The organism is Streptomyces sp. NPDC051104 (assembly GCF_040682835.1).
Lineage (GTDB): Bacteria > Actinomycetota > Actinomycetes > Streptomycetales > Streptomycetaceae > Streptomyces > Streptomyces cynarae.
On record NZ_JBFBBS010000015.1, the window covers coordinates 16,441 to 29,960 of the forward strand.

General features: G+C 71.9%; 12 protein-coding genes and 1 pseudogene. 8 read left to right on the forward strand and 5 right to left on the reverse strand.

Features of this window, described 5'->3' with window-relative positions; genetic code table 11:
* Positions 1–29 precede the first annotated feature (29 nt).
* From AB0N14_RS21510 to rsmI, 3 genes are all read right to left on the reverse strand, one after another.
* A complete protein-coding gene (locus AB0N14_RS21510; RefSeq protein ID WP_366027298.1) occupies positions 30–959 on the reverse strand; it encodes a TatD family hydrolase in 930 nt (309 codons plus the stop codon).
* Positions 960–1,017: 58 nt separating this feature from the next.
* A complete protein-coding gene (locus tag AB0N14_RS21515; protein ID WP_366027299.1) occupies positions 1,018–1,473 on the reverse strand; it encodes a hypothetical protein in 456 nt (151 codons plus the stop codon).
* A 381-nt stretch (positions 1,474–1,854) separates the two neighbouring features.
* The gene (gene rsmI / locus AB0N14_RS21520; protein WP_366027300.1) at positions 1,855–2,730 is read right to left on the reverse strand and encodes a 16S rRNA (cytidine(1402)-2'-O)-methyltransferase; all 876 of its coding nucleotides are present in this window, start codon (positions 2,728–2,730) and stop codon (positions 1,855–1,857) included.
* 62 nt (positions 2,731–2,792) lie between these two features.
* On the opposite strand from rsmI, the gene AB0N14_RS21525 reads away from it, so the two are divergent.
* From AB0N14_RS21525 to AB0N14_RS21535, 3 genes are all read left to right on the forward strand, one after another.
* On the forward strand, positions 2,793–4,532 hold the full coding sequence (locus tag AB0N14_RS21525) for a phospholipid carrier-dependent glycosyltransferase (protein WP_366027301.1): 1,740 nt from the start codon (positions 2,793–2,795) through the stop codon (positions 4,530–4,532).
* Between the two features lie 425 nt (positions 4,533–4,957).
* Entirely contained in the window at positions 4,958–6,592 is a 1,635-nt protein-coding gene (locus tag AB0N14_RS21530) for a penicillin-binding transpeptidase domain-containing protein (protein ID WP_366027302.1), read from the forward strand.
* A 94-nt stretch (positions 6,593–6,686) separates the two neighbouring features.
* Positions 6,687–8,357: a penicillin-binding transpeptidase domain-containing protein gene (locus AB0N14_RS21535; protein ID WP_366027303.1), complete on the forward strand. Its 1,671-nt coding sequence runs from the start codon at positions 6,687–6,689 to the stop codon at positions 8,355–8,357.
* A 224-nt stretch (positions 8,358–8,581) separates the two neighbouring features.
* Here the strand turns inward: AB0N14_RS21535 and AB0N14_RS21540 are convergent, their stop codons facing one another.
* Positions 8,582–8,926 (reverse strand): SsgA family sporulation/cell division regulator, encoded by a 345-nt coding sequence (locus AB0N14_RS21540; RefSeq protein ID WP_366027304.1) that lies wholly within the window; start codon positions 8,924–8,926, stop codon positions 8,582–8,584.
* 184 nt (positions 8,927–9,110) lie between these two features.
* On the opposite strand from AB0N14_RS21540, the gene AB0N14_RS21545 reads away from it, so the two are divergent.
* The 5 genes and pseudogenes from AB0N14_RS21545 to AB0N14_RS21565 all read left to right on the forward strand — a co-directional run bounded on the left by AB0N14_RS21545 (position 9,111) and on the right by AB0N14_RS21565 (position 13,115).
* Positions 9,111–10,190: an energy-coupling factor ABC transporter permease gene (locus AB0N14_RS21545; protein WP_366027305.1), complete on the forward strand. Its 1,080-nt coding sequence runs from the start codon at positions 9,111–9,113 to the stop codon at positions 10,188–10,190.
* A gap of 1 nt (position 10,191) precedes the next feature.
* Complete coding sequence (cbiQ, locus tag AB0N14_RS21550) at positions 10,192–10,953, forward strand: cobalt ECF transporter T component CbiQ (protein ID WP_263230400.1); 762 nt, start codon at positions 10,192–10,194, stop codon at positions 10,951–10,953.
* Complete coding sequence (locus AB0N14_RS21555) at positions 10,941–11,717, forward strand: ABC transporter ATP-binding protein (protein ID WP_366027306.1); 777 nt, start codon at positions 10,941–10,943, stop codon at positions 11,715–11,717. The genes cbiQ and AB0N14_RS21555 overlap by 13 nt, the downstream gene beginning before the upstream one ends.
* A 39-nt stretch (positions 11,718–11,756) precedes the next feature.
* Positions 11,757–11,876: pseudogene (locus AB0N14_RS21560) on the forward strand (organic hydroperoxide resistance protein); the annotation flags it as partial.
* An 81-nt stretch (positions 11,877–11,957) separates the two neighbouring features.
* Positions 11,958–13,115 (forward strand): serine hydrolase domain-containing protein, encoded by a 1,158-nt coding sequence (locus tag AB0N14_RS21565; RefSeq protein ID WP_366027307.1) that lies wholly within the window; start codon positions 11,958–11,960, stop codon positions 13,113–13,115.
* 94 nt (positions 13,116–13,209) lie between these two features.
* Here the strand turns inward: AB0N14_RS21565 and AB0N14_RS21570 are convergent, their stop codons facing one another.
* Positions 13,210–13,491: a DUF1876 domain-containing protein gene (locus AB0N14_RS21570; RefSeq protein WP_366027308.1), complete on the reverse strand. Its 282-nt coding sequence runs from the start codon at positions 13,489–13,491 to the stop codon at positions 13,210–13,212.
* Positions 13,492–13,520: the final 29 nt, after the last annotated feature.

Consider the following 13,520-nt stretch of genomic DNA (forward strand, 5'->3'; position numbering starts at 1 on the left):
CCCCGGGGACACCCCGGCCGGGCGGCCGGTCAGTACGCGAACGCGCGGGCCGTGTTGCGCGCGACGGCCGCCGCCAGCGCGTCCTCCTCGACGCCCTTCACCGCGGCCATGGCGCGGACCGTGACCGGAATGAGATAGGGCGCGTTCGGCCGTCCGCGGTACGGCGCGGGCGTCAGGAACGGCGCGTCGGTCTCCACCAGGACGAGGTCGAGGGGCGCCACGGCGAGGGCGTCGCGCAGCGGCTGGGCGTTCTTGAAGGTCACGTTGCCGGCGAACGACATGAAGTACCCGTTCCGCGCACAGACCTCGGCCATCTCGGCGTCACCCGAGTAGCAGTGGAAGACGGTCCGCTCCGGCGCGCCCTCCTCCTTGAGGATGCGCAGCACGTCGGCGTGGGCCTCGCGGTCGTGGATCACCAGCGCCTTGCCGTGCCGCTTGGCGATCTCGATGTGGGCACGGAAGGAGCGCTCCTGAGCGGCCTTGCCCTCAGGCCCGGTGCGGAAGTAGTCGAGCCCGGTCTCCCCCACGCCCTTGACCTGCGGCAGGGCTGCGAGACGGTCGATCTCGGCGAGCGCCTCGTCCAGCGCCGCGTCCCCGCCCGGCTGCCAGGCGCCCTGCCGGGACCATCCTCCCCCAGTGCCAGGGGGCTGGGAGGTGCCCCCAGGGTCGCCGTGCACGATGCGCGGGGCCTCGTTCGGGTGCAGGGCCACCGCCGCGTGCACGGATTCGTGGGCCGCGGCCGTCTCGGCGGCCCAGCGCGAGCCCCGGACATCGCAGCCGACCTGCACGACCGTCGTCACGCCGACCGACGCGGCCTTGGCGAGGCCCTCCTCCACCGTGCCGGACTGCATGTCGAGGTGGGTGTGCGAGTCGGCGACTGGCACGCCGAGGGGCGCGGGAAGCGGCGGCGGCGTGTTCTTGTCGGACTTGCCTGACGTGTCGGACGCTCGGGAAGGCATGCCCCGATCCTACGAAAGGGGCATGCCGCGCCTGGGGCCTGCCTCGCGGCAGGGGCCCTCAGCCCGCCTTGCGGTGGTTCTGGAACGGGTGGAGCAGGTCCGACAGGTGCCAGTGGTGGTGGCCGTCGGTGGCCTCCGGCTGCGTGCGCGGCGCCTCACGGTCCTCGCCGTCGGCCTCCTGGGCCGGGGCGTGGTGCCGGTGCAGGGAGTTCTGCACGGAGGACACCTGGCCCGGGCGCATGATGCGCACCACGCGGCTGTCGCAGTTGTGGCAGGCCGGGCGGCTCAGCGGCGAGGGGACGACGCGGCCGTTCGCCACGTACATCACGAACTCGGTGCCGTCCGCGTCGAGGTGGTGCTCTATCTCGTACGACTGCTCCCAGCCGTGCCCGCAGCGCATGCACGCGAAGGAATAGGACTCGTGGACGACGGCGGTCGCCGCGCTGCGGTCGGGCTGCCCTGTGACCTGGCCGGCCGCTGCGGCCTGGCCGGTCCGCCCTGATATCTCACTCATTCCAGCTCCTCTTGTCCGCTGGACAAGCGCCCCACGGTGCGGGCTTCCCCCCGGAACCCCGCGCGGTCCCACGGTGGCGAGGGACGGGTGCGTCCCTGTCACCCAGTGGACGCCTTCACGAGCGGGAGCGGGAGCGGACCTGTCGAGTGTTGGGGGCGATTTGGACTTCGCTTGCCAAACTCACCCGATCGCCCGCTTCGGCTTTGCCTTCGACGACAGCCCTTTGCCGCCCTATGGGGCGCACGCTCAGGAGAGATGCGCCCTGCTCAGAACGGGTACGAGCCCCCTCACACGGGTATCCAGCGATCATGGCGGCGCGCATCGCCCGGACGCCGCGCCGAGGGGCCGGAACCGCCCGCCGGGAGCGGGGAGCGCCGGGGCTCAGCCCGCCGCGTTCGCGTTCTTCGCCGCCACCACCGCGTCGAAGACCTCCCGCTTCGGCAGGCCCGCCTCCGCCGCGACCGCCGCGATGGCCTCCTTGCGGCGCTCTCCGGCCTCCTCGCGGACGCGCACCCGGCGCACCAGCTCGGCCGCGTCCAGCTCCTCGGGGGCCTTCTCGCCGGCGCCCTCCACCACGACCGTGATCTCGCCGCGTACGCCCTCGGCTGCCCACGCCGCCAGCTCCCCCAGCGAGCCGCGCCTGACCTCCTCGTACGTCTTGGTCAGCTCGCGGCACACCGCGGCCCGCCGCTCGCCCCCGAACACCTCCGCCATCGCGGCGAGCGTGTCGTCGAGCCGGTGCGGGGCCTCGAAGTACACCAGCGTGCGCCGCTCCTCGGCGACCTCGCGCAGCCGCGACAGCCGCTCCCCCGCCTTGCGCGGCAGGAACCCCTCGAAGCAGAACCGGTCAACCGGCAGCCCGGACAGCGCCAGCGCGGTGAGCACGGCGGACGGCCCCGGCACGGCGGTCACCCGGATGTCCTTCTCCACGGCGGCGGCCACCAGCCGGTACCCGGGGTCCGACACGGACGGCATCCCCGCGTCGGTGACGAGCAGCACCCGCGCCCCGCCCGCCAGGGCCTCGACCAGCTCCGGTGTCCGGGCGGACTCGTTGCCCTCGAAGTACGACACGACACGCCCCGCCGGCTGGACGTCCAGCGCCTGGGTGAGCCGGCGCAGCCGGCGCGTGTCCTCGGCGGCGATCACATCGGCGGTGGCCAGCTCCTCGGCGAGCCGCGGCGGCGCGTCCGCGATGTCCCCGATGGGGGTTCCGGCGAGGACCAGGGTTCCGGTCGTAGTCCCAGGTGCAACTGTCACGTTTCCATCCTCGCAGGCGCCGTACGCGGGACTCACACAGACGGGTTCCCTACGATGGCGCGGTGACCAGTACCGCGTCCTCCACGGACACCCGGCAGGGCCAGGCCGCCGAAGAGCCGCGGCCGTCGTGGCAGCAGCGGCTGCGCCGTTTCGGTTACGCGGCGCGCCCGAGAAGCGACGTCCGCGACCGGCTCGTGCCGCCGTACAACCGGCCCAGCCCGCGCATCTGGGCGACGATCGGCCTGCGGTCGGACGTCGCCGACCGGATCACGCGCTGGTCGGCGTGGGGCGGCCCGCTGCTCGTGACGCTGATCGCGGGGCTGATGCGGTTCTGGAACCTGGGCAGCCCCAGGGCGGTGATATTCGACGAGACGTACTACGCGAAGGACGCGTGGGCGCTCGTCCACAACGGGTACGAGGCGAACTGGGCCAAGGACGCCAACGACCTCATCCTTCGGCACAACGGCCATGTGCCGGTCCCGACGGACGCCGCGTACGTCGTGCATCCGCCGGTCGGCAAGTACGTCATCGGCCTGGGCGAGCTGATCTTCGGCTTCGACCCGTTCGGCTGGCGCTTCATGACGGCCCTGCTCGGCACGCTGGCGGTGCTGCTGCTGTGCCGTATCGGCCGCCGCCTGTTCCGGTCCACCTTCCTGGGCTGTCTGGCGGGCGGGCTGCTGGCGGTGGACGGGCTGCAGTTCGTGATGAGCCGCACCTCGCTGCTCGACGGCGTGCTGGAGTTCTTCGTGCTCGCGGCCTTCGGTTGCCTGCTCGTCGACCGGGACAGAGCGCGCGCCAAGCTGGCGGCGGCCCTCCCTGTGGACGCGGACGGCCGGGTGCGCCCGGACGCGCACACCGCCGAGACCACCCGCTTCGCACGGCGTCCGTGGCGCTGGCTGGCGGGCCTGATGCTCGGCCTCGCGATCGGCACGAAGTGGAACGGCCTGTACTTCCTGGCCGCGTTCTGTGCGATGGCCCTGCTGTGGGACGTGGGCGCGCGCCGGGTCGCGGGCGCCCGCCGCCCTTACGTCACGGTCCTCAAGCGGGACACGGGCCTGACCTTCCTGGCGACGGTCCCGGTCGCGCTCGCGGTGTACCTGGCCTCCTGGACCGGCTGGATCCTGTCCCCGGCCAACGGCTCCGGCGGCTACTTCCGCAACTGGGCGGCCACCGACGGCAAGGGCGGCAACTGGACCTTCCTGCCCGACTGGCTGCGCAGCCTGTGGCACTACGAGCACGAGGTCTATCTGTTCCACGTCGGCCTGACGTCCCCGCACACGTACCAGTCGAACCCGTGGAGCTGGATCGTGGTGGGCCGCCCGGTCTCGTACTTCTACGAGTCCCCGAACCCGGGTGAGGCGGGCTGCCCCACGGACGCGGGCGAGAAGTGCGCCCGCGAGGTCCTCGCACTCGGCACCCCGCTGCTGTGGTGGGCGGCCTGCTTCGCGCTCGTGTACGTGCTGTGGCGCTGGGCATTCCGCCGCGACTGGCGCGCGGGCGCCATCGCGTGCGGTGTCGCGGCCGGCTACCTGCCCTGGTTCCTGTACCAGGAGCGCACGATCTTCTACTTCTACGCGGTCGTCTTCGTGCCGTTCCTGTGCCTCGCGGTCGCGATGATGATCGGCGCCCTCCTCGGCCCACCCGGCGCGGACGAACGCCGCCGGATCGCGGGAGCGGCGGGCGCGGGCGTCCTGGTCCTGCTGATCGCGTGGAACTTCATCTACTTCTGGCCCCTGTACACGGGCACGGCGATCCCGATCGACTCCTGGCGGTCGCGGATGTGGCTGGACACCTGGGTCTAGCTGGGCGGAGACACCACGAGGGCGCGGCGGCCGGCCGCGCCCTCGTTGTCGTTGCCGAGCGTCGACGGCTGTCGCCGGCCCCCTCTGACGGCTCTGCGGCAACGCACCGGCGTCGCTGATCACGATCAACAACAGCGGCAAGAAGGGCGAGGGCGCGTTCACCGCGAAGTACGTACACCGAGGACCTGTTCGGCGACCCGGTGCGCGCCGACGTCTCCTGACCGGCGTACCGCCCGCCGACCGTGGCCTCGCCCTCAGGTGATGGCGGGGCCGCCCCGCTCACGTACTGGCATTCACGTACGTGGCTGGATGCGTGGGTTCAGGTCATATTTCTGATCACTCTTCGACAACGAACGACCACACAGCCCCCAACCGCCCCTCGGGCTGCCTACAGTGCGAGGCCTACGGGGAGGGGGCTGTGTGCCATGCGCAAGGGGGTCAAGGTCGTCATCGTGAGCGGGGTGTTCGCGGTGATGGTCGCAGGGGCCGGGTACGGCGCCTACAACATGCTGAGCGCGCTGAACGAGGGTTCCGGGGGCGGTTCCCAAGGGGCCGCGCAGGTGAAGACCGGGCCGCCGTCGGCCGGTGAGGTCAAGGAGGCGACCGGCAGGTTCTTCGCCGCCTGGGAGAAGGGCGACGCGGCCACGGCGGCCTCGTACACGAACAACTCCGACGCCGCGGGGCAGCTGCTCAGCGCCTACGGGTCCAGTGCGCACATCACCGGCGTGCACATCACGCCGGGCGCGCCCAGCGGGGACACGGTGCCGTTCTCCGTGAAGGCGACGGTGTCCTACGAGGGGAAGTCCAAGCCGCTCGCCTACGCCAGCAGGCTGACCGTCGTACGCGGCGTGACCACCGGGCGGGCGCTGGTCGACTGGCAGCCGTCCGTCGTCCATCCGGCCCTGGAGAAGGGCGACACGCTCGTCACCGGGGAGGCCAAGGCCCCGCCGATCGAGGCGGTGGACCGCAACGGGGCGGTGCTGACGAAGGACAAGTACCCGTCCCTGGGTCCGATCCTGGACGCCCTGCGCGAGGAGTACGGCGACACGGCGGGCGGCAGACCCGGCATCGAGCTGTCGGTCCAGCGCGCCGACGTGAACACACCCGGCAAGACCCTGCTGACGCTCGCCGAGGGCACGCCCGGCAAGCTGCGCACCACGCTCAGTGCCACCGCGCAGGCCGTAGCCGAGCGGGCCGTCCAGAAGTACACGGAGTCGTCCGTGGTGGCGGTAAAGCCGAGTACGGGTGAGGTGCTCGCGGTCGCCAACCACCGCCGGGACGAGTTCAACGCGGCGTTCGAGGGGCGGCTCGCCCCCGGCTCCACGATGAAGATCATCACGTCGGCGATGCTCATCGACAACGGCGTCACCACGATGAACGGCCCCGCGCCCTGCACGCCGACGGCCACCTGGCAGAGCCAGACCTTCCACAACCTCCAGGGCATGGTTCCCAACGAGAGGGCCACACTGGCGAACAGCTTCATGCGGTCGTGCAACACGGCGTTCGTCAAGCTGATCGACGAGAAGCCCATTACGGACGAATCGTTGACCGACGAGGCCGAGGAGCGGTTCGGGCTCGGGCAGAACAACTGGAAGACGGGCATCGTCTCCTTCGACGGCAGCGTTCCCGCCTCCACCGGCCCGGACCGCGCCGCCAACGCCATCGGCCAGGGTCAGGTCCAGATGAGCCCGCTGAACATGGCGTCGGTCACGGCGACCGCGATCACGGGCACGTTCCGGCAGCCGTACCTGGTCTCCCCCGACCTCGACCACCGCGAACTGGCCACCGCCAAGGGGCTGTCCGCGAGCACGGTCGCGCAGCTGCGGGCGATGATGCGGCTGACGGCGACCCAGGGCACCGCCGCGCAGGTGATGGCGGGGCTCAGCGGTGACATCGGCGCGAAGACCGGGTCCGCGGAGGTCGACGGGCAGGCGAAGTCCAACAGCTGGTTCACCGGCTACCGGGGCGACATCGCGGCGGCGGCCATGACCCAGGAGGGCGGGCACGGCGGCGACGCGGCCGGTCCTATTGTCGCAGCTGTGCTACGAACGGGCAGCTGAAGTCACCCGTGTCACCGCGGGACTCTAGTGTGTTGTTCTCGTTGAGGACTGTGAGGGCAATGGGGGACCTGGGAACTGCGGAGGACCGGGAGCTGTGGGCAAGAGAAGGCGCGTCGCCGGGCGCAACAACAGCCGGCCGCTGGTGATCGGCGGGCTGATCGCCGTCATCGGGCTGGGCGGCGCCGTCGGCGCCTACAGCCTGCTGGGCGGCGGCGCGGCGGCCGACGACCGCAACGCGGCCTCGGGCCACCGGAAGCTGGTGAGGATCGGGCCGCCGTCCGCCTCAGAGGTCCACGCGACGGCCACCGCGTTCCTCACGGCCTGGCAGCGGGGCGACGCGGCGAAGGCGGCGGGTGCCACGGACGACTCGGCCGCCGCCACAGCGGCGCTGACCGGCTATCGCAAGGACGCGCACATCACGGGCGTCACGCTGACCCCCGGCACCCCCACCGGGGCGACGGTCCCGTTCTCCGTCAAGGCCACGGTGTCGTACCGGGGCGTGAGCAAGCCGTTCACGTACGACTCGAAGCTGACCGTGGTGCGGCGGGCGAACGACGGCGTGCCGCTCGTGCGGTGGCAGCCGTCGGTGGTGCACCCGGACCTGACGGACGGCGACCGCCTGGTGACCGGCGAGGCGGGCACACCCCCGGTCAAGACGCTGGATCGCGATGGCGGCGAGATCACCGCGGCCAAGTACCCGTCGCTGGGCACGGTGCTGGACGGCCTGCGCGAGAAGTACGGCAAGAAGGCCGGCGGCACGGCGGGCATCGAGCTGCGGATCGTGCGCAAGGCGGCGGCGAAGGGCAAGGAGAAGACGCCCGACAAGACGCTGGTGACGCTGAGCGAGGGCACGCCGGGCACGGTGAAGACGACGCTGAGCCCGACGCTCCAGGCGGCTGCCGAGCAGCAGGTCGCCAAGCAGGCGAACGCCTCGGTCGTCGTCATGCGCCCGTCGACCGGCGAGATCCTCGCCGTCGCCAACACCAGCCACGGCTTCAACGTCGCCTTCCAGGGCTCGCTGGCCCCCGGCTCCACGATGAAGATCATCACGTCGACGATGCTGTTCGAGAAGGGGCTCGTCACCCCCGAGGCGTCGCACCCCTGCCCCAAGACGTACAAGCTGGCCGGCTGGACGTTCCACAACGACGACGACTCGGAGATCAAGCAGGGCTCGTTCAAGCTGAGCTTCGCGGCCTCCTGCAACAACGCCTTCATCAACTTCGCGCCGAAGCTGTCCAACAGCGACCTGACCGAGGAGGCCCAGCAGGTCTATGGCCTCGGCCTGAACAACTGGTCCATCGGCGTCCCCACCTTCGACGGCTCGATCCCGGTGCAGAGCGGCGCGCAGATGGGCGCCTCGCTGATCGGCCAGGGCGGGGTGCGCATGAACCCGCTGAACATGGCGTCTGTGGCCTCGACGGTGCAGACCGGCGTCTTCCACCAGCCGTACCTGGTGTCCCCGACGGTGGACGACCGGACGCTCGCGAAGGCCTCGCGCACCATGTCCGCGAAGACCCAGTCCGAGCTGAAGGAGGTCATGCAGTACACGGCGGCGTACGGCACGGCCGCCAAGGCGATGGCGGGGCTGGGCCCGGACTCCGGCGCGAAGACGGGTTCGGCGGAGGTCGACGGCCAGAAGAAGCCGAACGGCTGGTTCACGGCCTACAAGGGCGACCTGGCCGCCGCGGGCGTGGTCCAGGCAGGCGGCCACGGCGGCGACACGGCGGGCCCGATCGTGGCGGCGCTGCTGCGCGCGGGAAGCTGAGGCCCGATCGTGGCGGCGCTGCGGCGCGCGGGAAGCTGAGGCCCGATCGTGGCGGCGCTGCGGCGCGCCGGAAGCTGAGCCCCGATCGTGGCGGCGCTGCTGCGCGCCGGAAGCTGAGCCCCGGGGCGGGAGCTGTCCGCGCACAGGAAGCTGTCCCCTCCCCCGGACGGGAAGCCGATCCCTCGGACGCTCGGTGCCGCCGAGGGCGTTGCCGGTGACGCACCCTACCGCCCCGGCCCCGCCACCACCGTGTACGTCCGGCGCAGGAACCGCATCAGGGCCTTCGACTCGAACTGCACCACTTCCACGCCCTGCGGCGAGTGGAACTCCATCACGGCCTGGACCCGGCCGCACGGCCAGATGCGAACCTCGCCCGTACCCGCCGGAGCGTTCAGGCCCTGCTCCAGGAGGTCCCGGGAGAAGGCCCACTCATGCGGGCCGGGCAGGCCGATGCGCACCGAGCGGGGGTCGGCGTCCGGGTCGTAGCGCAGGACGACGGGGACGGCGTCAGGAGTTTCCGGGGAGTCGGTGACGACATGGGCTCGCGCGTACTGTTCCACCACGGACATCGGACCACTCCTCACGCTGCGTCACCCGAGCAGAAGCTGTGAATCCGCTACCCATCCAATGTCGCACATATGGGCGCCACCGGCCTCCGATGCGAGTGTCGCTTGCCACAGTGCGCGCCCCGTGCGCTTTCCACAACGCTCAAGCTCTTGCAAAGTGGTCGCAATAAGCCGCTATCCTCGAACGGTGCATGTCCCGGACGGATTCATCGACGCCCCCACCTCCGCCGCGACCGGTGTTCTCGCCGCCGGCGCCCTGGCCGTCAGCCTGAGAGGCGCCCGGCGTGAGCTCGACGAGCGCACCGCCCCGCTGGCCGGCCTGGTGGCCGCGTTCATCTTCGCGGTGCAGATGCTGAACTTCCCCGTGGCCGCGGGCACCAGCGGGCATCTGCTGGGCGGCGCGCTGGCCGCGATACTCGTCGGGCCCTGCACCGGGGTCCTGTGCGTCTCGGTCGTCCTGCTCATGCAGGGCATCCTCTTCGCGGACGGCGGTCTGACCGCGCTCGGCGTGAACATCACCGACATGGCGGTCGTGACGACCGTCGTGTCGTACGCCGTCTTCCGCGGCCTGGTGAAGGTGCTGCCGCGCAGGCGGCGCTCGGTCACCGTCGCCTCCTTCGTCGCCGCGCTGGTCTCGGTGCCGGCCGCCGCGGTCGCCTTCACGCTGATCTACGCCGTGGGTGGTACGACCGACGTGGCCATCTCCAAGGTCGCCACCGCGATGATCGGCGTCCACGTCCTCATCGGCATCGGCGAGGCCACGATCACCGCGCTCACGGTCGGCGCCGTCATCGCCGTACGGCCCGACCTGGTGTACGGGGCGCGGGGCCTGGAGCAGAAGCTCAAGCTGCGGGTGAACGGTCAACTGGTCGACGCGCCCGGCGCCGAGCCCGCCGTCCCGGTGGCCGCCGCCCGACCCCAAGCTCTCGTCTCCGCTCGAGCAGGGAGGTACCCCCACCACCGCAAGCTGTGGGTCACCGGCCTGGTCACCTCTCTGCTCCTCGCCGGCTTCGTCAGCTTCTACGCCTCCGCCAGCCCGGACGGCCTGGAGAAGGTCGCCAAGGACCAGGGCATCGACCGGAGGACCGAGCCGCACGCGACGGCCGACTCCCCGCTCGCCGACTACGGGGTCAAGGACATCGCCGACGCCCGCCTCTCCGGCGGCCTCGCCGGAGTGATCGGCGTCGGGGTCACCTTGGTCGCGGGCAGCGCGGTCTTCTGGGCCGTCCGCAGGCGGCGGACGGCCGAACCCTCGCGGGCCAGCTGACATGGGCGCCGGCCACGCCCATCGGTTGTACCGGCACGGGCACTCCCCCGTGCACGCCCTGCCGCCGCACACCAAGCTCGCCGCCGCGTTCGCCTTCGTGGTGGTCGTGGTCTCCACCCCGCGCGAGGCGATGTGGGCGTTCGCGCTGTACGCCGGCCTCCTCGCCCTCGTGGCGTACGCGGCCCGCGTGCCCGCCGGTTTCCTGCTGAGGCGGCTGCTGATCGAGGTGCCGTTCGTCGCGTTCGCGGTGCTCATGCCGTTCGTGGCCGAGGGCGAGCGCGTCGAGGTCCTCGGGCTCTCGCTGAGCGTGAACGGCCTGTGGGGCGCGTGGAACGTCCTCGCCAAGGGCACCCTCGGCGTCGCCGCCTCCGTCCTGCTCGCCGCCACCACCGAGCTGCGCGAACTGCTCCTCGGCCTGCAGCGCCTGAAGCTCCCGCCCCTGCTCGTGCAGATCGCCTCCTTCATGATCCGCTACGGCGACGTCATCACCGACGAGATGCGGCGGATGCGGATCGCGCGGGAGTCGCGCGGCTTCGAGGCGCGCGGCGTCCGCCACTGGGGCGTGCTCGCGAAGTCGGCGGGCGCGCTGTTCATCCGCTCCTACGAACGGGGCGAGCGCGTGCACCTGGCCATGGTCAGCCGGGGCTACTCCGGCTCGATGCCGGTCATCGACGAGGTGACCGCGTCCCGTACGCAGTGGTCGTACGCCCTCGCCCTGCCCTTCGCCGCCCTCGTCGTCTGCCTGCTGGGATGGATGCTGTGACACCTTCACCGGAAGTGACACCGTCACTGGAAGTGGCCGGTCTGGCCTTCGCCTATCCCGACGGCCACCAGGCCCTGTTCGGCGTCGACTTCCGCATCGAGCGCGGCGAACGGGTCGCGCTGCTCGGGCCGAACGGCGCCGGGAAGACCACGCTCGTGCTGCACCTCAACGGCATCCTGACCGGCGGCACGGGCACGGTGAAGGTCGCCGGGCTGCCCGTCGGCAAGCGGCACATGGCGGAGATCCGCCGCCGGGTCGGCATCGTCTTCCAGGACCCGGACGACCAGTTGTTCATGCCGACGGTCCGCGAGGACGTCGCGTTCGGGCCGGCGGCGGCCGGACTGAAGGGCGCGGACCTGGAGGAGCGCGTCGCCCGCGCCCTCGAGCGGGTCGGCATGGCGGAGTTCAAGGACCGTCCGCCGCACCACCTCTCCTTCGGTCAGCGCCGCCGGGTGGCCGTGGCGACCGTCCTCGCCATGGAGCCGGAGATCCTGGTCCTGGACGAGCCGTCCTCCAACCTCGACCCGGCCTCGCGCCGCGAACTCGCCGACATCCTCAGGTCCTTGGACGTGACGGTGCTCATGGTCACGCACGACCTGCCGTACGGCCTGGAGTTGTGCCCGCGCTCCCTGATCCTGAGCGACGGCGTGATCGCGGCGGACGGCAAGACCGCCGACCTGCTCGCCGACGACGAGCTGATGCGCGCCCACCGTTTGGAACTGCCCTTCGGCTTCGATCCGCGGTCCGTGACGACGGGCGCGTGACGAACGAGCAGCGCGCTGCGGCCGCGCGGTGGCGCGGACGTCTCGCTGCCCGTCCTCGACCAGGAGGTCGCGGCCCGGCTCGTGGAGGCGGCCCGCAGGGTGTGCCCGTACTCGAACGCCACCCGCGGGAACATCGATGTAACGATTGTGCTGGGCTGATGAACCCCAGGAATCGCAGGCTCGAGGCGCGCGTTACGCCCATAGTCGCAGGCGATCGACGATCGGGACGGGAGTGCGGACGTGGACGTGAACGGCGCTGTGGCCGAGGGCTTCGAGCCGGTCAGGGAGGCGTTCGTACGGAACTTCGAGGCGCTCGGCGAGCGCGGGGCGGCGGTCGCCGTCTACCGGGACGGGCGCAAGGTCGTGGACCTGTGGGGTGGCACGAAGGACGCCGACGGCACGGCGCCCTGGCAGCGGGAGACGGCGCAGGTCGTGCGCTCGGCGACCAAGGGCGTCGCGGCGGCCGTGCTGCTGATGCTGGCCGAGCGCGGGGAGCTGGACCTGGACTCGCCGGTCGGACACCACTGGCCCGAGTACAAGGCGCGGGGCAAGGAGCGCACCACCGTGCGGCAGGTTCTGGCGCACCGGGCGGGCGTACCCGTCCTGGACCGCCCGCTCACCCCGGCCGAGGCCGCCGACCCCGACCTGGCGGCCACAGCGCTGGCCGGGCAGGCCCCCGTCTGGGAGCCCGGCACGGACCACGGCTACCACGCGCAGACGTACAGCTGGCTGACGGGCGAGCTGGTGCGGCGGGTCACGGGCCGTTCGATCGGCGCGTGGATCGCCGCCGAGATCGCCGGGCCGCTGGGCCTTGACCTGTGGGTGGGCCTGCCCGAGGCGGAGGCGCACCGGGTCGGCCGGGTCGGCCCGCTCGAGGCCCCGGCCCGGGAGGGCGCCCTGCGCACCCGGCCCAAGCGCGCGGTCGCCGACGCGTACGCGGACCCGGCGAGCCTGACCCGCCGTGCCTTCGCGGCGATCACCCCGCAGCCCGACGAGAACGACCCCGGGTACCGGGCGGCGGTCCTGCCCGCGTCGAACGGCATCGCGACGGCCGACGCGCTGGCCCGCTTCTACGCCGCGCTGACCGGCGAGGTGGACGGCGTACGCCTCATCTCCCCGGCGACGGTGGAGCTGGCCCGCCGAGAGGCCTCCGCGGGCCCGGACCGCGTGCTGGTGGTCCCGACCCGCTTCGGTCTCGGCTACATGCTCCACGGCAGCGCGTCCCCGCTGCTCGCCCCCGGCTCCTTCGGCCACCCGGGCCGCGGCGGCGCACTGGGCTTCGCGGACCCGGAGTCGGGCATCGCCTTCGGCTATGTGACGAACGGCTTCCACAAGAGCGTGACAGCGGACCCGCGGGCACAGGCGCTGGTACGGGCGGTGCGTACGACGCTGGCGTAGCCGGGCACGACACGGTGGTGCCCGCACGCCTCGACGTGCGGGCACCACCGGAATCGGTACTCCTCGCTCTCGCTGTTCGATCTCACTGTGGGCGTCAGTGGAACGTCAGCGGATGCGACGTCCTCCCCGACGCCTCGTCGATCTCGTCGTGCGCCTTCGTGAGCAGCTGCATCGCCAGCTCGTTCAGCGCACGCGCCCCCGCGATCTCCTCACCGACGCGCGGCTGATTCGAGTCCGAGCCGTGGCGGCTGGCGTACCCGCGTGCCCGGACCTCCTTGCCGTCGGGGAGCCGGACGAGCGCCGCCGCCCGCGTCCGCTGGTCGTCCTCCTCGAACTCGAGTTCCACATGCCATCCGACTGCGGTGTGCATAGCCATGACGATCACCTCCGGAACCGCTGATTCCA